Annotated in this window: 22 protein-coding genes and 1 pseudogene; 9 read left to right on the forward strand and 14 right to left on the reverse strand. The window is 70.4% G+C overall.

The window, feature by feature from the left end; genetic code table 11:
- Positions 1-146: 146 nt before the first annotated feature.
- Positions 147-1,574 (reverse strand): MFS transporter, encoded by a 1,428-nt coding sequence (locus ACWD04_RS20805; protein WP_451133962.1) that lies wholly within the window; start codon positions 1,572-1,574, stop codon positions 147-149.
- A gap of 328 nt (positions 1,575-1,902) precedes the next feature.
- Complete coding sequence (locus ACWD04_RS20810; RefSeq protein WP_451133964.1) at positions 1,903-3,348, reverse strand: dihydrolipoyl dehydrogenase family protein; 1,446 nt, start codon at positions 3,346-3,348, stop codon at positions 1,903-1,905.
- Between the two features lie 115 nt (positions 3,349-3,463).
- Between ACWD04_RS20810 and trxA the strand changes: the two genes are divergently transcribed.
- The gene (gene trxA / locus ACWD04_RS20815; protein ID WP_451133966.1) at positions 3,464-3,835 is read left to right on the forward strand and encodes a thioredoxin; all 372 of its coding nucleotides are present in this window, start codon (positions 3,464-3,466) and stop codon (positions 3,833-3,835) included.
- 72 nt (positions 3,836-3,907) lie between these two features.
- On the opposite strand, the gene ACWD04_RS20820 is transcribed toward trxA, so the two are convergent.
- Together ACWD04_RS20820 and ACWD04_RS20825 are read right to left on the reverse strand one after the other, a co-directional pair.
- Positions 3,908-4,261: a hypothetical protein gene (locus tag ACWD04_RS20820; RefSeq protein WP_451133968.1), complete on the reverse strand. Its 354-nt coding sequence runs from the start codon at positions 4,259-4,261 to the stop codon at positions 3,908-3,910.
- A gap of 60 nt (positions 4,262-4,321) precedes the next feature.
- Positions 4,322-5,350 carry a LacI family DNA-binding transcriptional regulator gene (locus ACWD04_RS20825; RefSeq protein WP_451133970.1) on the reverse strand — a complete coding sequence of 343 codons (1,029 nt, stop codon included), beginning with the start codon at positions 5,348-5,350 and terminating at the stop codon, positions 4,322-4,324.
- A gap of 193 nt (positions 5,351-5,543) precedes the next feature.
- Here ACWD04_RS20825 and ACWD04_RS20830 point away from each other — a divergent pair, with 193 nt between their 5' ends.
- Positions 5,544-6,011, forward strand: a complete 468-nt coding sequence (locus tag ACWD04_RS20830) for a type II toxin-antitoxin system PemK/MazF family toxin (protein WP_451133972.1) — start codon at positions 5,544-5,546, stop codon at positions 6,009-6,011.
- Here the strand turns inward: ACWD04_RS20830 and ACWD04_RS20835 are convergent.
- Complete coding sequence (locus ACWD04_RS20835; protein ID WP_451133974.1) at positions 5,996-6,832, reverse strand: TIGR02452 family protein; 837 nt, start codon at positions 6,830-6,832, stop codon at positions 5,996-5,998. The genes ACWD04_RS20830 and ACWD04_RS20835 overlap by 16 nt on opposite strands.
- A gap of 147 nt (positions 6,833-6,979) precedes the next feature.
- Between ACWD04_RS20835 and egtA the strand changes: the two genes are divergently transcribed.
- Genes egtA through egtD form a run of 4 tightly spaced genes read left to right on the forward strand, consistent with a single transcriptional unit; the run spans position 6,980 to position 11,329 of the window.
- On the forward strand, positions 6,980-8,278 hold the full coding sequence (gene egtA, locus ACWD04_RS20840; RefSeq protein ID WP_451133976.1) for an ergothioneine biosynthesis glutamate--cysteine ligase EgtA: 1,299 nt from the start codon (positions 6,980-6,982) through the stop codon (positions 8,276-8,278).
- Positions 8,275-9,615 carry an ergothioneine biosynthesis protein EgtB gene (gene egtB / locus ACWD04_RS20845; protein ID WP_451133978.1) on the forward strand — a complete coding sequence of 447 codons (1,341 nt, stop codon included), beginning with the start codon at positions 8,275-8,277 and terminating at the stop codon, positions 9,613-9,615. The genes egtA and egtB overlap by 4 nt, the downstream gene beginning before the upstream one ends.
- Positions 9,615-10,370, forward strand: coding sequence for an ergothioneine biosynthesis protein EgtC (gene egtC / locus ACWD04_RS20850; RefSeq protein ID WP_451133980.1), 756 nt, complete (start codon positions 9,615-9,617; stop codon positions 10,368-10,370). Before egtB ends, egtC begins: the two co-directional genes overlap by 1 nt.
- On the forward strand, positions 10,367-11,329 hold the full coding sequence (egtD, locus tag ACWD04_RS20855; RefSeq protein WP_451133982.1) for an L-histidine N(alpha)-methyltransferase: 963 nt from the start codon (positions 10,367-10,369) through the stop codon (positions 11,327-11,329). Before egtC ends, egtD begins: the two co-directional genes overlap by 4 nt.
- On the opposite strand, the gene ACWD04_RS20860 is transcribed toward egtD, so the two are convergent.
- Positions 11,272-12,111: a lysophospholipid acyltransferase family protein gene (locus tag ACWD04_RS20860; RefSeq protein WP_451133984.1), complete on the reverse strand. Its 840-nt coding sequence runs from the start codon at positions 12,109-12,111 to the stop codon at positions 11,272-11,274. The two genes, egtD and ACWD04_RS20860, sit on opposite strands and share 58 nt — an antisense overlap.
- Positions 12,108-12,920 carry a GNAT family N-acetyltransferase gene (locus tag ACWD04_RS20865; RefSeq protein WP_451133986.1) on the reverse strand — a complete coding sequence of 271 codons (813 nt, stop codon included), beginning with the start codon at positions 12,918-12,920 and terminating at the stop codon, positions 12,108-12,110. The genes ACWD04_RS20860 and ACWD04_RS20865 overlap by 4 nt, the downstream gene beginning before the upstream one ends.
- A 251-nt stretch (positions 12,921-13,171) precedes the next feature.
- Here ACWD04_RS20865 and ACWD04_RS20870 point away from each other — a divergent pair, with 251 nt between their 5' ends.
- Positions 13,172-13,387 (forward strand): dodecin, encoded by a 216-nt coding sequence (locus tag ACWD04_RS20870; RefSeq protein ID WP_451133988.1) that lies wholly within the window; start codon positions 13,172-13,174, stop codon positions 13,385-13,387.
- 40 nt (positions 13,388-13,427) lie between these two features.
- Here ACWD04_RS20870 and ACWD04_RS20875 read toward each other — a convergent pair.
- Positions 13,428-13,852, reverse strand: a pseudogene (locus ACWD04_RS20875) (hypothetical protein).
- 217 nt (positions 13,853-14,069) lie between these two features.
- Positions 14,070-14,396 (reverse strand): plasmid stabilization protein, encoded by a 327-nt coding sequence (locus ACWD04_RS20880; protein ID WP_451133990.1) that lies wholly within the window; start codon positions 14,394-14,396, stop codon positions 14,070-14,072.
- 202 nt (positions 14,397-14,598) lie between these two features.
- On the opposite strand from ACWD04_RS20880, the gene ACWD04_RS20885 reads away from it, so the two are divergent.
- Positions 14,599-14,790, forward strand: coding sequence for a DUF6381 family protein (locus ACWD04_RS20885; RefSeq protein WP_389199084.1), 192 nt, complete (start codon positions 14,599-14,601; stop codon positions 14,788-14,790).
- A gap of 238 nt (positions 14,791-15,028) precedes the next feature.
- Here the strand turns inward: ACWD04_RS20885 and ACWD04_RS20890 are convergent, their stop codons facing one another.
- The 3 genes from ACWD04_RS20890 to ACWD04_RS20900 are packed head-to-tail and all read right to left on the reverse strand — an operon-like array spanning position 15,029 to position 18,430.
- Positions 15,029-15,775 (reverse strand): succinate dehydrogenase/fumarate reductase iron-sulfur subunit, encoded by a 747-nt coding sequence (locus ACWD04_RS20890; protein ID WP_387391812.1) that lies wholly within the window; start codon positions 15,773-15,775, stop codon positions 15,029-15,031.
- Complete coding sequence (locus ACWD04_RS20895) at positions 15,772-17,721, reverse strand: fumarate reductase/succinate dehydrogenase flavoprotein subunit (protein WP_451133993.1); 1,950 nt, start codon at positions 17,719-17,721, stop codon at positions 15,772-15,774. Before ACWD04_RS20895 ends, ACWD04_RS20890 begins: the two co-directional genes overlap by 4 nt.
- 1 nt (position 17,722) lies before the next feature.
- Entirely contained in the window at positions 17,723-18,430 is a 708-nt protein-coding gene (locus ACWD04_RS20900) for a succinate dehydrogenase (RefSeq protein ID WP_451133995.1), read from the reverse strand.
- Between the two features lie 96 nt (positions 18,431-18,526).
- Here ACWD04_RS20900 and ACWD04_RS20905 point away from each other — a divergent pair, with 96 nt between their 5' ends.
- Positions 18,527-19,459 carry a LysR family transcriptional regulator gene (locus tag ACWD04_RS20905; protein WP_451134210.1) on the forward strand — a complete coding sequence of 311 codons (933 nt, stop codon included), beginning with the start codon at positions 18,527-18,529 and terminating at the stop codon, positions 19,457-19,459.
- An 11-nt stretch (positions 19,460-19,470) separates the two neighbouring features.
- On the opposite strand, the gene ACWD04_RS20910 is transcribed toward ACWD04_RS20905, so the two are convergent.
- The gene (locus ACWD04_RS20910; protein WP_451133997.1) at positions 19,471-21,645 is read right to left on the reverse strand and encodes a putative bifunctional diguanylate cyclase/phosphodiesterase; all 2,175 of its coding nucleotides are present in this window, start codon (positions 21,643-21,645) and stop codon (positions 19,471-19,473) included.
- On the reverse strand, positions 21,642-22,460 hold the full coding sequence (locus ACWD04_RS20915) for an SAM-dependent methyltransferase (RefSeq protein ID WP_451133999.1): 819 nt from the start codon (positions 22,458-22,460) through the stop codon (positions 21,642-21,644). Before ACWD04_RS20915 ends, ACWD04_RS20910 begins: the two co-directional genes overlap by 4 nt.
- Positions 22,461-23,289: the final 829 nt, after the last annotated feature.

A 23,289-nucleotide genomic window follows, 5' to 3' on the forward strand; every position in this document is an offset into this window, starting at 1 on the left:
GTGCCCCCCTCAGCACGAGCCAGACGACGAGGAGGGTCAGCCAGACAGGGCTATCCGGCCGTTCCAGGGTCTGTTGCGACAGTGCTGGTCGAAGCCACGCGTTGATGGCTGCGACCAGCACTGTCGCAACAGACCCTAGGTCCGCGTCAGGCGGACGGGGCCTCGGCCCGGCCGAGGGTCGCCGGGGCCTCGCCCTCGTCCAGGGCCACGTCCTTCGTCTCCTCGCCGATAAGGAGGGCGGTCAGGGTGAGGACGCCCATCACGGAGAGGTAGACGCCGACCAGCCACGGGGAGCCGTCGCCGGCCTCCCAGAGGGCGACCGCGACGAACGGGGCGACGGCCGCGCCGAGGATGGAACTGACGTTGTAGGCGATGCCGGAGCCGGTGTAGCGGACGCTGGTCGGGAAGAGCTCCGGGAGCATCGCGCCCATCGGGCCGAACGTCGTGCCCATCAGGGTGAAGCCGAGGACCAGCCACAGGACCACGCCGAGCGTGCCCAGGTTGATCAACGGCACCCAGACCAGGCCGAAGACGATGATACCGGCGGTGACCCAGGCGAGAGTCTTGCGGCGGCCGTACTTGTCCGCGAGCGGGCCGGAGATCAGGGTGAACGCGGCGAAGAACAACACACCGAAGATCATCATCAGGACGAACGCGGTGTAGCTGTAGCCGAGGCCCGGAACGTCCGCGTCCTCGGCGGTGCGGCCGTAGCTCAGCGAGAACGTCGTCATCAAATAGAAGAGGACGTACGTCGCCAGCATCGCGAAGCTGCCGAGGACCAGCTGCTTCCAGTGGTGGCGGAAGACGGTGGCCAGCGGCAGCTTGCGGACCTTGCCGGTCTCCTGCGTCTTCGCGAAGACCTGCGACTCGACCAGGCGCATGCGTACCCACAGACCGATCGCGACCATGACAGCCGAGAACAGGAACGGGATCCGCCAGCCCCAGCTCTGGAAGGCGTCGGAGGGCTGCGAGGGGTCGGCGCCCGCCGCGGAGGGCAGCAGCGCGGCGATCACCAGGAAGAGGCCATTGCCGATGATGAACCCGAGCGGGGCGCCCAGCTGCGGGAACGTGCCCCACAGCGCGCGCTTCCCGGCGGGTGCGTTCTCTGTGGCGACCAAGGCCGCGCCGCTCCACTCGCCGCCGAGTGCGAAGCCCTGGGCGAGCCGCATCAGCACCAGCAATGCCGTGGCGACCCAGCCGGCTTGCGCGTACGTCGGCAGAACGCCGATCAGGAAGGTGGCGATGCCCATCGTGAGCAGCGAGGCCACCAGGGTGCCCTTGCGGCCGAGGCGGTCGCCGAGGTGGCCGAAGACGATCGCGCCGATCGGGCGGGCGACCATCGCCGCGCCGAAGACCGCGAAGGAGGAGAGCAGGGCCGTGGTCGCGTCGCTGCTCGGGAAGAAGAGTTTCGGGAAGACAAGGACCGCGGCGGTTGCGTAGACGTAGAAGTCGTAGAACTCGATCGTCGTGCCGATGAGGCTGGCGATCAGGACGCGGGACCGCGAGTTGGCGGGCGCGGCCTCGGCCGGGGACTGCGACGGGGCCTCGGCGGGCCCGGTGACGGGAGCGTACATCTCTGGGGCTTTCCCACGAGGGCGGAGTGCGGCCGTCGACGTAGAGGGCCGACGGTCCCCCACGGCGGCGCAGGACCCCTCGTGGCAAGGCCGCGCGACCGGTGCGGGCACCGCAACGATCTCACGCATCTCACGGACCGGTTAAATATCGTCCAGAATGTGGGATAACGGGACCAGTCGGGGGGCGGCACCGGCCCGCCCGACGCTCCCGGGCCGCCCCCTCGCCGCGCCCAGGACCTGGGAGACACGGGCGCCGATGCAGCAACGGTCAGGACCGTCGCAGGAACGCTCGATCGGCGTCTCCGCCGTCTAGCTGCAACCGGGGTTCCTAACCCCTGAAAGCTTCCAGCAGCCGCAGCCACACCTCGCTGATCGTGGGGTACGCGGGCACCGCGTGCCAGAGTCGCCCGATCGGCACTTCACCCGCCACTGCGATCGTCGCTGAGTGCAGCAGTTCACCGATTCCCGGTCCGACGAAGGTGACGCCGAGCAGGATCTCGCGGTCCAGGTCGACGACCATCCTGGCCCGGCCCTTGTACCCCCGCGCGTACAGGCCGGATCCGGCGACCGAGGCCAGGTCGTAGTCGACGGCCCGGACCCTGTGGCCCGCCGCCTCCGCCTCCGCCAGGGTGAGGCCGACCGAGGCCGCCTCGGGGTCGGTGAACACGACCTGGGGGACGGCCGCATGGTCGGCGGTGGCCGCGTGCGCGCCCCAGCGGTCCGTCTCCAGCAGGGGCGTTTCCCGCGCGCGGGACGCGATCGCGGCTCCCGCGATCCGGGCCTGGTACTTGCCCTGGTGGGTCAGGAGCGCGCGGTGGTTGACATCGCCGACCGCGTACAGCCAGTCGCTGCCCTCCACGCGGCAGCTGTCGTCGACGGCGAGCCAGGAACCGGGCCTTAGCCCCACCGTGTCGAGGCCGAGATCGTCGGTACGCGGCGCCCGGCCGGTGGCGAAGAGGATCTCGTCGGTCTCCAGGCGTTCTCCGTTGTCCAGTTCGACGGTGACCGGACCGTCGTGGCCCGCTCTGCGCACCTCCTTGGCCGATACGCCGGTCAGGATCCGTGCGCCGGCCCCGGTCAGGGACTCGGCGACCAGTTCGCCCGCGAAGGGCTCCATCTTGGGGAGCAGCCGCTTGCCCCTGATCAGCATGGTCACCTCGGCGCCGAGCCCCTGCCAGACGGTGGCCATCTCCACCCCGACCACTCCCCCGCCCACGACGACGAGCCGGCCCGGGACCTCCTTGGCGCTGGTCGCCTCGCGGCTGGTCCAGGGCCTGACGTCCCCGACGCCGGGCAGGGCGGGGACGACGGCCCGGCTCCCGGTGCAGACGGCGACGGCGTGCCGGGCGGTGAGGTGCTGCACCGACCCGTCGGCCGCCGTCACGGACACCTGACGGACTCCCGTCAGCCGGCCCATTCCGCGGTAGATGTCCGCGCCGACGCCCTCCAGCCAGCCGACCTGGCCGTCGTCCTTCCAGTGGGAGGTCTGCTCGTCGCGGTAGGCAAGTACGGCGTCCGCGTCGAGCGGCCCCCGCACCGCGCCGCTCAGCCCGGGTACCCGGCGCGCGTCGGCACGTGCGACGACCGGGCGCAGCAGCGCCTTGCTGGGCATGCACGCCCAGTACGAACACTCACCGCCGATGAGTTCGGACTCGATCACCGCGGTGCTCAGTCCGGCGGCTCTGGCACGGTCCACCACGTTCTCCCCCACAGGGCCCGCCCCGATGACAACGACGTCGTATTCACTGCTCTGCGCACCATCAGCATCAATCATGGGAACAGTGTCGTCGTGGGTGTGCGCCACGGCCACATGGGCAGGCGGAATAGCGCACGTGACATCACCGTTGTGCCGGACACGTCCGAACGGTCCCAGGGAGAGGTAACAGAGTATGAGCACCGTAGAGCTCACCAAGGAAAACTTCGATCAGGTCGTGAGCGACAACGAATTTCTGCTGATCGACTTCTGGGCTTCCTGGTGTGGTCCGTGCCGGCAGTTCGCCCCGGTCTACGACTCGGCGTCCGAGCGCCACCCCGATCTGGTCTTCGCCAAGGTCGATACGGAGGCGCAGCAGGAGCTGGCGGCCGCCTTCGAGATCCAGTCCATTCCCACGCTGATGATCGTCCGTGACAACGTGGCGGTCTTCTCGCAGCCAGGGGCGCTCCCCGAGGCGGCGCTGGAAGATGTCATCGGCCAGGCACGCAACCTGGACATGGACGAGGTACGCAAGTCCGTCGAGGAGCAGAAGCAGGAGCAGCAGTAGTCCCTGGGGATGTGCGGCAGACGTGATGAGGGCCCGGCCTTTCGGCCGGGCCCTCATCACGAGGCGCCTTCGTCATGGGGTGGAAGCGGAGGCCCCGGGGGCGTCGTCCTCCCCGGCGTCCTTTCCCGGCGTCCCGCCGCTGTCCGGCTCTGTGGCCTCCGTACCGCCGATCCGCTCGGCGACCCTGACCGTGAGGCCGTAGTCCAGCTCCGCGCCGTCCACCAGCAGGGCCTCCACGGTGTGCGAGGCCGGGTCGATGTCCGCCTCCATGCCGTCCCCCGCGTAGCGCGGGTAGCCCGAGGCCCCGGTGTCCCCGGTGGCTGCCACGACCGCGGAACGGATGGCGGTGCCGGGCGGGGGCGCCCCGGTGTCGGACTCCTCCGGTTCCGGGAACAGCAAAATCTCGTAGCTCTGCGGATGGCTCATGCCGACGACGCTAGACATCCGCCGTCTGCCCCGCATGTCGCGACACCCGGTCGGCCCGCTTCAGCTCGATTCGCGCGGCACCACCGCGGCCCGCAGCAGATCGTGGCGCTCCGGCGCGCCTCCGGGGTTCTGCACCAGCCGGTCGATCAACTCGGCCGGCGGCTGCGCGGTCGCCAGTTCCATGATGACGCTGCTGAGCCGGGGCCTCAGGAGTCGGCCGAGCATCAGGTCGTCGGCGCCGATCACGGCCGTCTCGGCGGGTATGGCGATCCCGGCGTCCTGGAGCGCTCTCATCAGCAGCATGGCGTATTCGTCGTCGTACGCGAACACGGCGTCCAGACCGAGGGACCGCCAGCGGGCGGCGAGGTCCTCGGCCGACTGCTCCTCGTACCGCAGGGGCAGCGGCTGGATACGGGCGTCCGCTTCCGCCTGCTCGGCGGCGCGCGCCGCTCCGGCCAGGCGTGGTTCGGCGAACAGTGCGTGGCCGGGTTCCTGGGGCATGACCACCCCGATCCTGCGGCGCCCACGGGAGAGCAGATGCCGAACCGCGCTGCCGCCGACCTCGCGCTGGTCCATGACGAGGGCGTGCGCGCCGTCCACCGGTTTCGGGCCCAGTGTGATCACGGCCTTGGCACCGGAGCGTGTGAGTACTCCGATGCCGTGCGGGGTGAGGTCGACGCCGCCGGGCGATACGACGGCGACAGGGCGGAGTTCTGCCCAGGCCCTGGCCGCCTCGTCGCCGTCGAGCCCGACGCTGCCGTACTGCACGACGGTGTAGTCCAGGCGGCGCAGGCCGGATTCGAGCCCGCTGAAGAACCGCTGGTACGAGGTTCCCGCCAGGGCCGGCGCGGCAGGCAGCAGCACCATTCTGGTGTGGCCGGCCCGAAGGCTCCGGGCCGCCGCGTGCGGGACGTAGCCGAGGTCGGCGGCGGCTTCCCTGACCCGGCGACGAGTGGATTCGCTGATGCGCACGGTCGTGTTGTTGTTCAGCACGTAGGACACGGTGGCCCGGGAGACTCCGGCGAGCCGCGCGACATCGGCGCTGGTCGGTACGGAGAGGGCGGCGGGCGGTTCGGGTAAATGGCTCATGGCGTCCGGCAGTCTTACAGACCCCTTCGCCCTGCCGACGGGCCGGGGCACGTAAACACCGCCATGATCCGGATCCGGTCGGCGAAACGCCCGGAGAGGTGCGCGGACGCAGGAGGAGAACATGAGGTCCGGCCTGCGGTCCGTTTCCCGACCCGCTCCACGGACCGGCCCGTACACGTCCTACGGTGTTGCGATGACGTTCCAGCACAACCACAGCAGCGACAGCACGACGGACTTCCCCGGCCGCAGCGGTCCTGCCGCCACCGCGGAGGCCGAACCCCGCGATGTGGGGCCCGTCAGTACCTCGTACGCCCCCGACCGGGACGGCGACCCGGACCCCGGCGAGATCGTCTGGACCTGGGTGCCGTTCGAGGAGAACGACGGGCGGGGGAAGGACCGGCCGGTACTCGTCGTGGCCCGGGAGGAGAGGGGCAGCACCCTTCTCGCCGTACAGCTGTCGAGCAGGCAGCACGACGGCGACCACGAGTGGGTCGCCCTGGGCGCGGGTCCGTGGGACAGCTCGGGACGGCCGTCCTGGGTGGATCTGGACCGGGTGCTGCGGGTGCATGAGGACGGGATGCGGCGCGAGGCCTGCGCGCTGGACCGGGGCAGGTTCGACCGGGTCGTGGAGCGGCTGCGGGAGCGCTACGGCTGGAGCTGACCGCGGAACGCACGGGTGAAGGCCGCCCGGACGGCGGAGTCGGGGTCGCGGTCCGGAATGCCGAAGACGATCTGCTCGAAGTGGCCCGCGAACCGCCCGCCGTCGGTGAGCAGTGCGCGGAACGCACCGGCCACGTCGGCCGGGTCGTTCATGAAGACGCCGCAGCCCCATGCGCCCAGGACCAGCCGTCGGTAGCCGCGGACGGCGGCGACTTCGAGCACCCGTTCGGCGCGGCTCGCCAGTGCGGCGGGTATGCGAGGGACCAGGTCCGGGTCGCGGCTGCGGATGACTCCGGCGTTGGGTGCGGGTGAGGTGAGGAATCCGGCGGCGTACGGGGATTCCAGCAGCCGGCCCCGGTCGTCGCGGAAGACCGGCACACCGGGTGAGTGGATGACCCGGTCGGTGTAAAAGACGCTGCGTTCGGCGCGGTGGTGCGCGTAGAACTCGGGGGCGCGCAGCAGCGTTGCATGGAGCGCGGAACCGCGGCACAGGGACTCCTCCTGGGCCTGCGCGCCGTTCAGATAGCCGCCGCCGGGGTTGCGGGCGGAGGCGTAGTTCAGCACGGCGACCCTGGCCGCCGATTCGTTCGCCATCCGGCGTGCCGCCTGCAGGCTCGTCTCCTCCGTCACCTCGGTGACCGGGCTGCGGCCGGTGTCCAGGAGGGCCACGGGTACGGGCTCGGGGCCGTACAGCCGGGTGCCGGAGAGCGCGGTGGTCAGGGCACGCTCGATCGTCACCTCGCGCCCCTCGGGCGTGCGGTACCACCCTGCCAGGACGATGGACTCTGTCTCTCGCGCGATGCCGCGCAGCCGTGCGCTCATGGGCGCTCCCCCGTATCGTGCATACGGGGCATGCTGGACGGCCCGGCGGCATGGACGCAACCGCTTTTCCGTTGCACAGGGGCACCCTTGTGCGAACTCCCGGTAAGGGTTTGAGTGGAAAGCAAGCACCCGAAGAGGAGGCCCAGCATGCCCCCGGACGCTCTCGGCCAGCACGGCCTGCCCGTCGACGTGTCGCCCCTGAGCGAGGACGAGGCGGAGGATCTGCTTCGCGGCATATGTTTCAAGACGGGACCGCCCCGGACGGTGGGTGTGGAGCTGGAATGGCTGATCCATGACCGTGGACATCCCGAGGTCGCCGTCTCTCACGACCGTCTGCGCGCGGCGGCCGACGCCGTGCGCGCGACCGAGCTGGACGCTTCCCTGACCTTCGAACCGGGTGGTCAGCTGGAGCTCAGCTCCCAGCCGGCGGGTTCCCTGATGGCGTGCGTCGACGCCACGGCCGCCGACCTGGCCTCCGTACGCGACACCCTCGGCCGGGCCGGGCTGGCCCTGGCCGGCGTCGGTGTGGACCCGTGGCATCCGCCCCGTCGTCTGCTCCGGGAGCCGCGCTACGACGCCATGGAAGCCGCGCTCGACCGGTCGGGCCCCTCGGGCCGCGCCATGATGTGCACCTCCGCCTCCGTCCAGGTCTGTCTGGACGCCGGTGAGGAGGAGCCGGGTCCGCTGGGCTACGGACGGCGCTGGCAGCTCGGGCATCTGCTCGGCGCGGTGCTGGTGGCGGCGTTCGCCAATTCGCCGTTCCGGCAGGGGCGGCGCACCGGCTGGCGGTCGACGCGGCAGGCGCTGTGGGCCGATCTCGATCCGGCCAGGTCGCTCGCGCCGCCGAGCCGTCTCGCGCCCCGTGACGCCTGGGCCGCCCATGTGCTCGCCACGTCGGTGATGTGCGTCCGGAGCGATGACGGCCCCTGGGCCGTACCGGAGGGTCTGACGTTCCGGGACTGGATCCGTGGCGGTGGGCCGAGGCCACCGGTGCGGGCCGATCTCGACTATCACCTCACCACGCTGTTCCCCCCGATGCGCCCGCGCGGGCATCTGGAACTGCGGATGATCGACGCCCAGTCCGGCGCCGACGGCTGGCTGGTCCCCCTTGCCGTCGCCACCGCCCTGTTCGACGACCCGGCGGCGGCAGAAACCGTGTACCGCGCCGTGAAACCGCTGGCCGAGACCGCGGGTTTGCCGGCCGCGCCCCGCAACCCGCTCTGGACGGCCGCCGCCCGTGACGGGCTGAGCGATCCGGACCTGGCGGCGGCGGCAGCGGTCTGCTTCAGGGCCGCACTGGAGGCGCTTCCCAGGATGGGGGCGAGCGACCACGTCCTCGGGACGGTCGCCGCCTTCGACGAGCGCTATGTGGCCCGGGGCCGCTGCCCAGCCGACGATCTTCCCGACCCGGCGCAGGTGCCGTACGGAAAGGGCGTGACCCGATGACCGACACCCCTGCTCCGCACAGCGGCCCGGAACTCGACGCCGAGATGCTGCGCGAGCGTGCCCTGGCCGCGCTCGTCACTGCCCGCGAGCGCACCGCCCTGCTCACCGACAGCGTCGACGACCAGGAACTCACCGCGCAGCACTCCCCCTTGATGTCCCCCCTGGTCTGGGACCTGGCGCACATCGGGAACCAGGAGGAGTTGTGGCTGCTCCGGGCTGTGGGAGGCCGTGAGGCGATCCGCCCCGAGATCGACGGGCTGTACGACGCTTTCGAGCATTCCCGGGCGAGCCGGCCCTCGCTGCCCCTGCTGGCGCCCGCGGAGGCGCGGACGTACGCCGCCGAGGTACGCGACAGGGCCCTGGACGTCCTCGGCGGCGCCCCGCTGCACGGCGGGGGGCGCCCGCTGGAGAGGGCGGGATTCGCCTTCGGCATGGTCGCCCAGCACGAACAGCAGCATGGTGAGACGATGCTGATCACCCATCAGCTGCGCTCGGGGCCGGCGGTACTCAGTGCGCCGGAGCCGCCGGAGCCCGACGGAGCCGTCACACTGCCCGCCGAAGTCCTGGTCCCCGGAGGCCCCTTCACCATGGGGACCTCCACCGAGCCCTGGGCGCTGGACAACGAGCGGCCCGCGCACCGGCGCGACGTGGCGGCGTTCCACATCGACACCGCTCCGGTCACCTGCGGCGCGTACCGGCGCTTCATCGAGGAGGGCGGCTACGCCGAAGAACGCTGGTGGGCGCCCGAGGGCTGGGGGATGGTCTGCGAACACGGTCTGACCGCACCGCTGTTCTGGCACCGGGACGCCGGACGGTGGCTGCGGCGGCGCTTCGGGGTGACCGAGCCCGTACAGGCGGACGAGCCGGTGCTCCACGTCAGCTGGTACGAGGCGGACGCGTACGCCCGCTGGGCGGGCCGGCGCCTGCCGACCGAGCCGGAATGGGAGAAGGCCGCCCGCCACGACCCTGCCTCGGGGCGGTCGCTGCGCTACCCCTGGGGCGACGAGGACCCGACACCCGAGCGGGCCAATCTGGGCCAGCGGCACCTGCGGCCCGCCGCCGCGGGCGCGTACCCGGCCGGCCGCTCCCCGGCGGGCGCGGGCCAGCTGATCGGTGATGTGTGGGAGTGGACCTCCAGCGACTTCCTGCCCTATCCCGGCTTCGCCGCCTTCCCGTACCGCGAGTACTCGGAGGTGTTCTTCGGCCCCGGACACAAGGTGTTGCGTGGCGGTTCGTTCGCCGTGGATCCGGTGGCCTGCCGCGGTACGTTCCGCAACTGGGACCTCCCAGTCCGGCGCCAGATCTTCTCCGGATTCCGTACGGCGAGGGATGCCTGATGTGCCGGCACATCGCGTACGTGGGACCTCCGGTGGCGCTCGGGGATGTGCTGGTCTCGCCCGCTCACGGGCTCGTACGCCAATCCTGGGAGCCCCGGCGCCAGCGGTACGGCACCGTCAACGCCGACGGGTTCGGCGTCGGCTGGTATGCGGACGGGGACCCCGTACCGGGCCGCTACCGCCGCACCGGGCCCGTCTGGGGCGACGAGACCTTCGCCGACCTCGCCCGCGTGGTGCGCAGCACGGCGCTGCTCGCCGCGGTACGCGACGCGACGTTCGCCGGGGCGGACGGGGAGGCCGCCGCCGCTCCCTTCGCCGAGGGAAGCATGCTGTTCAGCCACAACGGTGCGGTCCGCGGCTGGCCCGGCTCCCTCGCCCCGCTGGCCGGCGCGCTGCCGCCCGAGAGGCTGCTCGCCCTGGCGGCCCGGAGCGATTCGGCGCTGCTCTGGGCGCTGGTGCTCCACCGGACCGCGCAGGGTGACGAGATAGCGCGGGCGGTTGCCGACACGGTTGTCGACGCCGGCGCCGCAGCCCCCGGTTCGCGTCTCAATCTGCTGCTCACCGACGGCACCACCATCGTGGCGACCACGTGGGGCGACTCCCTCTGGTGCCTCCACGAACCGGGACGCCGCGCGGTGGTGGCCTCGGAGCCGTACGACGACGATCCGTACTGGCGCGAGGTCCCGGACCACACTCTGCTGGCCGCGACACGCACCGATGTCCTGTTGACCCCGCTCAAGGAGCCCACCGCGTGAGTCCCTTCCAGCTGACCCGCACCCTGCCTGCGGACGCGACGGACGCGGCGCTGCGCGCCGATGTGCTGAGCGGTCTGACGCGGCACCCGAAGACGCTGCCGCCCAAATGGTTCTACGACGCGCGCGGCAGTGACCTCTTCGAGGAGATCACCCGGCTGGCCGAGTACTACCCGACCCGCGCCGAGCGTGAGATCCTGATCGCCCGTGCCGGTGACATCGCTGCGGCCTCGGGGGCGCGGACCTTGATCGAGCTGGGGTCGGGCTCCTCCGAGAAGACCAGGCACCTGCTGGACGCGCTGCCGGCGCTGCACACCTATGTGCCGGTGGATGTCAGCGAGAGCGCCCTGGCTGGTGCGGCCGAGGCGCTGCTGGCCGAACGTCCGGGACTCTCCGTTCACGCGCTCGTCGCTGACTTCACGCATGTGCTGGAACTGCCCGGGAGCCCCGGGCCACGGCTGGTGGTGTTCCTCGGCGGAACGCTGGGCAATCTGCTTCCTGAGGAGCGAGCGGAGTTCCTGCGGTCCGTAAGGGCGCGGCTCGCGCCGGGGGACGGACTGCTGCTCGGCACGGACCTGGTCAAGGACGAGGCGACCCTCGTGGCTGCGTACGACGACGCGGCCGGGGTGACGGCCGCCTTCAACAAGAACGTGCTGACGGTGGTGAACCGTGAGCTGGGGGCGGACTTCGCTCTCGACGACTTCGGTCATGTGGCCCTCTGGGATCCGGATCACGAGTGGATCGAGATGCGGCTTCGCGCCCGCCGGGCGCTGACGGTCAAGATCAGGGAGCTGGATCTCGTGGTGCAGTTCGAGGAGGGGGAGGAACTGCGCACCGAGATCTCGGCGAAGTTCCGTGCGGAGAGGGTGCGCGACGAGCTGGCCGCGGCCGGCCTGCGGCTGGATCAGTGGTGGACGGATGCGGCGGGCAGGTTCGCGTTGTCGCTGGCGACGGCGGACTGAGCCGCGCGGGCCAGTGCCCGCCGGTCGGGCTCACCTTCCACGAGGACCGGCGGCAGGATCCGGATCTCAGCGGTGAGCCCGGCGGCGGTCACCACCCGCCACAGCGAGGCGGCGAGTGGGTCGTCCCCGACGAACGCGACGGCTCCCGCCGTGTCCGTCTGCGTCGTCCGGTAGCTGATGCGGACCGGACGGACGACGGCACCGGCGTCGATCGCCGCCTGGAAGGCGGCGGGCCGGTACGTGCCGCCGCCGCTCCGGCCGCACCAGGTGCTGCCCTGCGGAAACACCGCGACCCGTGATCCGGAGGCCAGTGCTCCGGCGACGGCCCGCACCGCGTGCGGCAGGGCACGCAGCCGGTCCCGCTCGATGAACAGCGTGCCGCCGAGCGCGGCCAGCGGTCCGAGCAGCGGCCAGTTCCGTATCTCGCTCTTGGCGACCATCCGGGCGGGAAGCACGGCGGCCACGAGCGGGATGTCCAGCCACGAGACGTGATGGGCGACCACGAGCTCGCCCGCCGGTGGCCGGGCCCGCTCCACGGGGCACCCTGTGACCCGTACGCGTACGCCGAAGGCCCGCACCACCCCGTATGCCCACCGGCGGGTCAGCCTGTCGCGGTACGGGGGCGTCAGGAGCAGCGCCACCGGCACGCAGAGCACCCCGAGGAAAGTGAGAGCGCACCCGGCGAGCAGCAGGGCCGCGGCGGGTAGGGGCGCGCGTGTGGCGCCCTCGTGGTGTGCGCAGTCGCGCGGGGTGCAGGGGGCTACGGGCGGCCAGGCACTCATCGCAGCGGGGCCAGCGAGAGAAAGTGGCGCAGGTAGCGCGGATCGGTGCGGTGCATCGAGAGCAGGACGTAGAGGTCCGCGACGTTGAAGTCCGGGTCGTGGGCGGGGGCTCCGCAGACCCAGGCGCCGAGGCGCAGATAGCCGCGCAGCAGCGGCGGCAGTGCGGCGCGGCCGCCCGCGCCGCCGCCGGGGTGGCCGGTGGTGTCCCAGAGGCGGTGGGGGGTGACCCAGTACTCCTCGGGCGCGAGGTTGTGGGTCCGTACGGTGTCCCAGCTCCTGGCGGCCTGCGCGCCTCCGTCGGCCAGGGGGACGGAGCAGCAGCCGGCCAGCCAGGTGTGGCCGGTGCGTTCCATGTAGCGGGCGAGTCCGGCCCAGATCAGGGCGATGACGGCACCGTCCCGGTGGGCGGGGTGGACACAGGACCTCCCCACCTCCACGAGGTCGTCGCGGATCGGGCTGAGCCGCCCGAGGTCGAATTCAGTCTCCGCGTAGAGTCCGCCCGCGAGCCTGGCCCCCTCGGGGGGCAGCAACCGGTACGTCGCGACCACCTCTCCGGTGGCCGCCTCGCGCACCAGCAGGTGGTCGCAGTACGCGTCGAACGCGTCACTGTCCAGGCCGGGTTCGGCGCTGTCGAGCCTGGCGCCGAGTTCTCCGGCGAAGACCAGGTGGCGCAGGCGCTGGGCGGCGCGTACGTCGTCCTGGCAGGTGGCCAGGGAGACGCGGTACCCCGGGGGAGCGGGGGCAGCGGCCGGACGCGGGGCGGGTACCCCGACGGGTGTGGGAGCGAGGGAGGCGGGCAGCACGGTCATGGCAGTCTCCGGGGACGGATCAGCGGGTGCGGCTGCCGGGCTGTCTCGGACGTACGACGACCCGGCCCCTTACTTCTTCCGTGACCGGCTGGATTCGACGTGACCGCTGTGGAGCGAAGGGATGTGCGACGGCTGAATCCCCGGGTCGACGCGAACGAGGGAATCGGCACCCCGGCAGTCGTGCGCGGGAGCGGATGCCTCGCGCTCCGACGCGGAGTGAGGCACCGTGGAACCACGAAAGGAGACATTAAATGTCACATCACACCTATCGGGTCACCGAGATCGTAGGAACCTCCGAGGAAGGCCTTGACGCGGCGATCCGGAACGGCGTCGCAAGAGCCTCCGAGACGTTGCACAATCTCGACTGGTTCGAGATGACGCAGGTCCGCGGCCATATCGAGGACGGCCGCATCGCCCACTACCAGGTGGGACTCAAAGTCGGTTTCCGGCTCGACGAGAACGCCTGACCGGCTACGTCGGTCCGGGCAGGGACCGCGGCCGGTCCTCTCAGGTGCGCCCCTCACGCTCCTGAGCATCCTTCAGCGGCAGCGGGACAACGGGCAACGGCCCTCCGGGCGCGTACGACCGTGAAACCGGCCTGCTCGGCCGCGTCACACACCAGCTCGTCGTCATCGACGAGAACGCGCAGCTCGCGGTCCCGGCTCAGTCGTTCCAGGATCTCCAACTCGGCGCGACGGGCCGGTCGCCGTCGCGCCGCATAGGGACGCTGCCCCTCGGCAGCCTCGGCCGTTCCAACCAGGCCGGGTGTCCCTGCGGCACTTCTCGGGCAGGCCCGTCAGGTACACGATCTCGCTCTCCTCGACGCTCGCCGGCACCAGGCCCGCGCCCTCCTCCAGCGGCAAGTCGTGGGGCGCCGCCGAGAAGAACCCGTCCCGGTCGCGCCGCGCACGCGCGTCGACGACAAATACCAGGGGAGACCGCCCGGCCGCCCCCTCGTCCTGTTCCACGTGGACTCCGCCGCCGCCTACGACCTGCTGCTCCCGTGCCCTGCGGAACCCTCGACGCCGACACCTTGCGGATGCAGGACGCCACCCCGGACACCGTCCGTTCGTTCACCACCACCGGGCCGTCAGGTCGGGCCTCTGCCACGCCCCCAGGGCACTCGTCGAGTCGCACGTCGTCGCGCCCTCAGCGCCCGAGAGCCTTGCGCAGCTGCTCCTTGTTCATCGAGGAGCGGCCCTCGACGTTGCGCTTCCTGGCCTCTTCGTACAGCTGATCCTTGGTCGGCCCCTGCGCTCCGCTGTGGGAGCGCTGTCCACCGCGCTCGGACGACGATTTGGGGTCCCGGAGGGATGCCCGGCTCGCGGTCCTGGACTCTCCCGACCTGGCGCGCTCCTTGTTGACGGTGCGCGCCGCGATCTCCTCGGCACGCTTCGTGGACGTGCCCCGCTTCTCGGCACCTTCCTTGATGTGCTCGTACTGGCGTTCGCGCTTGGAGCTGGATCCTGCGGGCATGGCACCTCTCCTCACTGTCGGACGACGGTGGTGCACCGCCGCACCCACTACCCCACACCCTCGCCCTTACGCCTGCCGGACAGGAGGTCCGAACGGGGCACGGGGCCGACACGCTTGCCGAGCGTGGCCGTCCGAGATGCAGGCAGGCCCGGGCGCTGATTCGCTGGACGGTGTCCGGTTCCCCACAGATCCAGGAGTGATCATGAGTGTTGCAGGTGAGTCCGGCGGCCGTGCCCAGCAGCTACGTGCCAAGGCGCAGGAACTGAACGAGGCCGCGGAACGCGCCACCGACCCGGAGCAGCGGCAGCGGCTCCAGGACAAAGCCCGCCGCCTGCGGGAGCAGAGCGAGCAGGAGAGTTCCATGCGCGACCGCGGCATGGATCCGATGGTGTAGGTCCGGCGCCCTTCTGCCGGTGGTCCTCAGCGTGCGGGAGGATCACCGGCAGACCGTAGTCCTGGAGCGTTACGACACCGTCCTCGATGGGTTGTTCGCTGGTGCTGACAGGCACAGCGGATCAAGCGGGCCACGGAGCTACGGCGCGCTCGGGTGGTCGCCCGCGCTGCGGGGAGCCGTACGGCCGCGTACCTGGCGAAGGCGCTGCGGACGGGCTGGCTCCCCGTATGGGACAGGATCAGCGGCGGACCTTGCGGTTGGCGCGCAGCCACTCCTTGTTCATCGCGGTGATCGAGGGCAGCGGGATCCCCTTGGGGCAGGCCGTGGCGCACTCCCCGGTGAGGGTGCAGCCGCCGAAGCCCTCGTCGTCCATGGTGGCGACCATGTCGAGCACCCGGGTCTCCCGCTCGGGCGCCCCCTGCGGGAGCACGTTGAGGTGATTGACCTTGGCTGAGGTGAAGAGCATCGCCGAGCCGTTCGGGCAGGCTGCGACGCAGGCGCCGCAGCCGATGCACTCGGCGTGCTCGAAGGCCGAGTCGGCGTCCGGCTTGGGCACCGGAGTGGCGTGTGCGTCGGGCGCCGTGCCGGTGGGCGCGGAGATGTATCCGCCGGCCTGGATGATGCGGTCGAAGGAGGAACGGTCGACGACGAGGTCCTTGACGACCGGGAAGGCCGAGGCGCGCCACGGTTCGATGTCGATGGTGTCGCCGTCGTCGAAGGACCGCATGTGGAGCTGGCAGGTGGTGGTCCGCTCGGGGCCGTGGGCATCGCCGTTGATGACGAGGCTGCACGCGCCGCAGATGCCTTCGCGGCAGTCGTGGTCGAAGGCGACGGGCTCGTCCCCGCTGAGGATGAGCTCCTCGTTCAGGGTGTCGAGCATCTCCAGGAACGACATGTCCTGCGAGATGCCGTCGACTTCGTAGGTGGCCATGGCGCCGGGCGCCTCGGCGTTCTGCTGGCGCCAGACGCGCAGGGTGAGCTTCATGCGTAGCTCCGCTGAGTGGGGTGGACGTACTCGAAGACGAGGTCTTCCTTGTGCAGGACGGGGGCGTCGCCGGTGGTGCTGAACTCCCAGGCCGCGGCGTAGGAGAACTCCTCGTCGTGGCGGGCGGCTTCGCCGTCCGGGGTCTGCGACTCCTCGCGGAAGTGGCCGCCGCAGGATTCGGCGCGGTGCAGGGCGTCGAGGCACATGAGCTCGGCGAGCTCCAGGTAGTCGACGACGCGGTTGGCCTTCTCCAGTGACTGGTTGAACTGTTCGCCGGTACCGGGCACCTTGATTCGGCGCCAGAACTCCTCCCGGATCTGCGGGATCCGGTCCAGCGCTTTGCGCAGCCCCTCCTCAGTGCGGGCCATCCCGCAGAACTCCCACATGAGTTCGCCGATCTCCCGGTGGAAGGAGTCCGGCGTGCGGTCCCCGTCGACCGCGAGGAGGAGGTTGAGCCTGTCCTCGGTCTCGGCGACGGCCTCGGTGACGGCCGGGTGGCCGGCGTCGACCTCCTCCGCGTGCGGGTTGCGGGCCAGGTAGTCGTTGATGGTGGACGGCAGGACGAAGTAGCCGTCGGCGAGGCCCTGCATGAGCGCGGAGGCGCCGAGCCGGTTCGCGCCGTGGTCGGAGAAGTTGGCCTCGCCGATGGCGAAGAGGCCGGGGATCGTGGTCTGGAGGTCGTAGTCGACCCAGAGGCCGCCCATCGTGTAGTGCACGGCGGGGTAGATGCGCATCGGTGTCTCGTACGGGTTCTCCGCAGTGATCCGCGCGTACATGTCGAAGAGGTTGCCGTACTTCTCCTCGACCTTCTTCCTGCCCATACGCGCGATGGCCTCGGCGAAGTCGAGGTAGACGCCCTGTCCGCCGGGACCGACGCCACGGCCCTCGTCGCAGACGTTCTTCGCGGCGCGGGAGGCGATGTCCCGGGGCACCAGGTTGCCGAAGGCCGGGTATATGCGCTCCAGGTAGTAGTCCCGCTCGTCCTCCGGGATCCGGTTGGCGGGGCGGTCGTCGCCCTTGGCCTTCGGGACCCAGATGCGGCCGTCGTTGCGCAGGGACTCACTCATCAGCGTCAGCTTCGACTGGTGGTCACCGGTGCGCGGGATGCAGGTGGGGTGGATCTGGGTGAAGCAGGGGTTCGCGAAGTAGGCGCCGCGGCGGTGGGCGCGCCAGATCGCGGTGGCGTTGGAGTTCATGGCGTTCGTGGACAGGTAGAAGACGTTGCCGTAGCCGCCGCTGGCCAGGACGACCGCGTCCGCGAAGTAGGTGTCGATCTTCCCGGTGACCAGGTCGCGGGCCACGATGCCGCGGGCCTTGCCGTCGACGACGATCAGGTCGAGCATCTCGGTACGGGAGTGGAGCTCGACGTTGCCCGCGGCGATCTGGCGGGACAGCGCCTGGTAGGCGCCGAGGAGGAGCTGCTGCCCCGTCTGACCACGGGCGTAGAAGGTACGGGAGACCTGGACGCCGCCGAAGGAACGGTTGTCGAGGAGGCCGCCGTACTCCCGGGCGAACGGGACGCCCTGGGCGACGCACTGGTCGATGATCTCCACGGAGATCTCGGCCAGGCGGTGGACATTGGACTCGCGGGCGCGGAAGTCGCCGCCCTTGACGGTGTCGTAGAAGAGGCGGTGCACCGAGTCGCCGTCGTTGCGGTAGTTCTTGGCCGCGTTGATCCCGCCCTGCGCGGCGACGGAGTGGGCCCGCCTGGGCGAGTCCTGGAAGCAGAACTGGACGACGTGGTAGCCCTGTTCGGCGAGCGTCGCGCCGGCCGAGCCACCGGCCAGGCCGGTGCCGACGACGATGACGGTGTGCTTGCGGCGGTTGGCCGGGTTGACGAGCTTCGCCTCGAAGCGGCGGGTGTTCCAGCGCTCGGCGACGGGCCCCTCGGGCGCCTTGGCGTCGACGACGGGCTCGCCGGTGCGGTAGTTCGTGTAGTCACTCATATCAGCTCACCACTCCGGTCATGACGGCGACGGGCACGGACACGAAGCCGGCCGTCAGCACCACTGCGAGGACATTGGCGAGGGCCTTCAGGACGCGGTCCCGGCTCGCGCTGCCCACGCCGAGGGTCTGCGCCGCGCTCCAGAATCCGTGCTGGACGTGCAGTCCCATGGCGAGCACGGCGACGATGTAGATGACGTTGCCGTACCAGGTCGAGAAGGTGTCGAGCACGTTCTCGTACGGGTGCCCGGACTGGAATCCGCTGGTGTGCACGGTGCCGGTCGTCAGGTCCAGGATGTGCCACACGATGAACAGCGCGAGGATGATGCCGCCGTAGCGCATGGTGCGCGTGGCATAGCTCGAGCGCGCCTTCTTGTGGACGTACGCGGTCGGGCGCGCCCTCAGGTCACGGCGGCTCAGCTGGTATGCCGAGACGGCGTGGAGAACGACCGCCGCGACGAGGACCACGCGCATGATCCACAGCGCCCACTCGTAGTGCAGGAAGGGCTCGCCGAGGGTTCGGAGCCAGTGCGCGTAGTGATTGAACTCGTCGGATCCGAAGAAGATCTTCAGGTTGCCCAGCATGTGGGCCACCAGATAACCGAGCATGATCAGGCCGCTCACAGCCATGATCGTCTTCTTGCCGACGGACGAGTCCCAGAGCGTACGCGTCATGGACGGCCGTCGGTCCGTCCGCGTTGCCAATGCCATGGACACGACGCTAAAGGTGAAGGGCACCATCAGTCCAAGACATGAAACAACTCATCTCCATAGGCATCAGCTATGAAGTTCGCTATCGTCGGCTGTATGCACTTCCAGCAGCTCGCTTACTTCGTGGCCGTGGCCGAGGCCAGGCACTTCACCCGGGCGGCCGAAGAGGTGCACGTGTCGCAGCCCTCTCTTTCCCAGCAGATCAAGGCCCTGGAGAACGAGCTGGGTGCCGAGCTGTTCAGCCGGGCGCGCGGCAACATCGCACTGACCGACGCGGGCGAGGCGCTGCTGCCGCTCGCCCGCAGGATCCTGGCGGACTCGGACACCGCACGGCATGAGGTGCAGGAACTGGTCCAGTTGCGCCGGGGACGGATCAGGCTCGGCGCCACCCCGAGTGTCTGCACCGGCCTGCTGCCGGATGTGCTGCGCGCCTTCCACGGCGCCCACCCGGGGATCCAGCTCCTGATCGAGGAGGGAGGCTCCCACGACCTCGTACGGCAGCTGGCCCGGGGGGCTCTGGATCTCGCACTGCTCGTACTGCCGCTGCCCGCCGCCTCGCCCGCGCTCACCACGGTGGAGCTGTTGCACGAGGACCTGGTGGTGGTGTCGTCGGTCTCCCGGCCTGCACCCGGACGAAAGGGCTCCGTGCACGTCGCCGATCTGGAACACGAGCCGCTGGTGATGTTCCGGCACGGTTACGACCTGCGGGAGCTGACCGTCGCCGCGTGCAGGGCAGAGGGCTTCGAGCCGTCGTTCACGGTGGAGGGCGGCGAGATGGACGCCGTCCTCGGCTTCGTACGGGCGGGCCTCGGAATCGCCGTCGTACCCCGCATGGTCGCCGTGCGGGCCGGCCAGGATCTACGGACGACACCTCTGGCGTCGCCGGGCCTGCGGCGCACGATCGCGCTGGCGCACCGCAGCGACGTCGAACCGCCGCGTGCGGCGCGCGAGCTGCAGCGCATGCTGCTGGGGTCGGGGCCGCCCGTCGTGCCCCCGGCCGCCGGCGGGCCGGGCCCGGCCCGCGACTGAGGGCGACGCCGTCAGACCGCGTCCGCGAGCAGCAGCGAGTGGATCCGGTCCGGGGCGCCCGGCCTCGCGTAGTACCAGCCCTGAGCGGTGTCGCAGCCGATCCGGCGCAGCTGCTCGGCCTGGGCACCGGTCTCCACACCCTCCACCGTGACCGCGAGGTCCAGGCTGTGCGCGAGCGAGACGATGCCCTCGACGATCTTCAGATCGACCGGGTCGGCCGGGTGGTGCTGCATGCCCCGGGTGAAGGAACGATCCAGCTTGAGCACACTCACCGGAAGCCGGCGCAGATTCGCCAGATTCGAGTAGCCGGTGCCGAAGTCGTCCAGCGCGATGTCGACGCCCATCTCCGCCAACTGGCGCAGTGGTTTGAGCAGATCGTCGTCCGCGCCGATCAGCGCGGACTCGGTGACCTCCAGGCAGAGCGCACCGGGCTCCAGACCGGAGCGTTCCAGCACGTCGAGGGTCTCGGCGACCAGCCCCGGATGGTGCAGCTGGGTCGGCGAGAGATTGACGTTGATCCGCAGGGGCCCGCCGTCGGTATGACGTTCCTGCCAGAAGTTCGCCTGGCGGACGGACTCCTCCAGGACCCAGCGGCCGAGCGGCACGATCAGCCCGGTGTGCTCGGCGAGCGGGATGAAACGGTCCGGGCCGAGCACACCGTGCTGCGGATGACACCAGCGCACCAGCGCCTCGGCGCCGTGGACACTGCCGTCCCCGAGGTGCACCAGCGGCTGGTACTCGATGAAGAACTCACCGCGGTCCAGCGCCGTGGGCAGCGCCGTGGTCAGTCCGTGCCGGGTGATGGCGCGGGCGTCCGCCTCGGCGTCGGCGAGCGCGAAGCGGTTCCCGCCCGCTGCCTTGGCCCGGTACATCGTGATGTCGGCGCTGCGCAGTACCTCGGCGGCGGTGCGCTCGCCCGAGGGGCCTTCGACGACGCCGACGGATACGCGTACCGTCAACTCCCGGCCGTCGAGACGGACGGGCGTGGCGAGCGCCAGGAGGATGCGTCCGGCCAGCTCGTGGACCTCGTCCTGGGTACGCGGCCCGGTCGTGAGGGCCACGAACTCGTCACCGCCGAGCCGCGCGACCATCTCGCCGGGGGCGGTCGCACAGCTCTGAAGCCGGTCGGCGACCTCGACGAGGAGCCGGTCCCCCGCCGCGTGGCCAAGGCTGTCGTTGATCGCCTTGAAACCGTCCAGGTCGAGATAGCAGAGCCCGAAGCGCATGCCTTCCCTGGGCGCGAGGGCCTTCTCGAGACGCTCGAAGAACAGCGTCCGGTTGGGCAGGCCGGTGAGCGCGTCGTGGGTCGCCTCGTAGCGCAGCCGCAGATTGAGGAGCCGTCGCTCGGTGGTGTCCTCCATGAGGGCCAGCTGGTACTCCGGCCGCCCTTCAGAGTCCCGCAGCAGCGAGACGGTGAGGTTGGTCCACAGGACGGTGCCGTCGTTGCGGTAGTACGGCTTCTCGACGCTGTAGTGCTCGCGCTCGCCGCGAACCAGCTCGTCGTAGTACTTCCATACGTGCGGTGAGTCCTCCGGGTGGACCCACTCGTTCAGCTTGTGGCTGCGAACGTGGTTCTCCAGGCCGCCGAACATCTTCGTGAGGGTGTCGTTGATCTCCAGGATGCCGCCTTCGAGGTCGGCGATGCCGATCCCGATGGCGGCGTCCTTGAACACGGCACGGAAGCGTGCCTCGGTCGCGTGCAGCGCCTGCTCGGCGTTCGAGCGGGCGGTGAGCGCCGAGCGGGCGATGGCTTCCTGCTCGGCGAGTGTCCGCTCGCGCAGCGCCTGGGTGAATCCCCCGGCGAGCGAGTGCTGGATTCGGGCGCATCGGGCCCGGCTGTCCTCCGTCGACAGCTCCACCGGCCCGTTGCCGCCGCAGTAGAGGACCAGGTAGGAGTCGATGACACCGAGCGTGGAGCTCAGGGCGTCGGGATCCGTGCAGTGTGCCGCTACCAGCGCTGCTCCGACGCCGTGCGCCGGCGTCGCGTCGAAGACCCTGGCGTGAAGGGTGGTGCTGAGGCCCCGGGCGAGCGGCAACAGATGCTCCTCGAACTCCGGGCGGGTCAGGGAGGTGGCCGTGGACGGGAAGATGGCCCGACTCCAGATGGTCGCGAATCTCCGGAGCCGGCCCTCAGGGCCGTCGGGTTCCGCGTCCGGCGCACCGGACGACTGGGCGGGAATGCTCACGCCTTACGCCCAACCCCGGCGAAGCCCGAGAAGGCGAACGGATCTTCCTGGGCGAGCGTCCCGGGGGACTCGGGACGCCACTCGGGCATGGCGACGAGCCCGGGCTCGACCATCTCGTACCCCTCGAAGAATCGGCTGATCTCCGCTTTCGAGCGCATGATCAGCGGGTTGCGGATGGTGCGATAGACACCGAGCGCCCCGCTCACCTCCTCCCGGGTGAGCGGAATCCTCTCGCACGAGGCGTGGGTCAGGATCAGCAGGCTGCCGGGAGCCAGCGCGTCGCGCAGCTCGGCGGCCGCGGCGTACGGGGCGTCGGCGTCCTCGATGAAGTGGAGCACCGACACAAGGAGGAGCGCCACCGGCTTGTCCAGGTCGAGGAATCCGTTGATCTCCGGGTGCGCCAGGATGTCTCGGGGCTTACGCAGATCCGCCGCGGCGATGACGGCCCGCTCGTTGCCCTCGAGCACGGCCTGGCTGTGTGCGACCGCGACCCAGTCGTGGTCGACGTAGGCGATCCGGGCCTCGGGATCGGCTGTCTGGGCGACTTCGTGCACATTTCCGAAGGTCGGTATCCCTGAACCGATGTCCAGGAACTGACTGACGCCCGAAGCGGTGGCGTAGTGCACGGCCCGCCTCATAAAGGCACGATTCGCCTGCATGACCTTGGGCAGGCCCGGCATGAACTCCATGGCCTTACGGGCCGCTTCCCGGTCCACCTCGAAATTGTGCGAACCGCCCAGGTAGAAGTCACACATGCGAGACACGCTCGGCACCGATATGTCAATGCCTTGCGGTGCCCAGGCGGGACGCTCCATCGATGTCTCCAACAAGTCGCCACGGCGGTCCGGCCATGTTCATGGTCAGTGTTGACCAGAGGCTACTGATCGACCGCCAAGAGAGCGAGTGGAAACGGAAATTAGAGATCCGTTATTGGTCACACACCGGAGGCATGTGCCGCGAGTCCGTCGCTGCGTGTACGCATTCGACGACGGACGGGCAGCAAAAAGCCTTTCCTGGGCGCTACTTGGGGGCCCGTGCGAAGCTCGCCGGAGCCGAGCGACTGCTGCTGGATGCCGTCCGGGCGGTTGACGGTGACGGATCGCTTCGTGGTGACGCCTGTGACGTCATTCTCGGCACTGGACCGACGACCGGCCGATTCTTGAGGCACTCCCCCCTGCACGCGGACGTCATCGGCCACGCCGAATCCTTCCCGAAGCGGTGGACCGTCATGAGCCGTAGCCGCCGTCGGACGGCTGCTGGGCAGGAGCCCGTTTTCCACGGCCCGGCCGCTGGGGGACGCGGTGCCCTTCTCCTGACCCGCACGCCGCCGCCAGCAACGACAGGGCCACCCTCGTCACCGAGAGCGAGACATTTCGCCCAGGTACTCCTGTCGACTCCCGTCGTCCTTCTGCCGTTCGGGACGCGCATCCGGGTCTTTCGCGGCCGTGGGTACGGCCGCGAAAGACCCGGATGTTCAGCGGGGGCCCGATTACGTTTTGACGGGCGCAAACGCGAATGGCCCGATGTCCCCTCCATCAGGCGAATCAGCCTCACGTTCGGCGTGTCCGGCGGCTGGAGGGAACATGCTCCCCGGCGTGTACGGATCACGCATATGGCGGCTGACGGCCGCCACCCTGCTCCTGC

It is taken from the genome of Streptomyces sp. NPDC002911 (assembly GCF_053591835.1).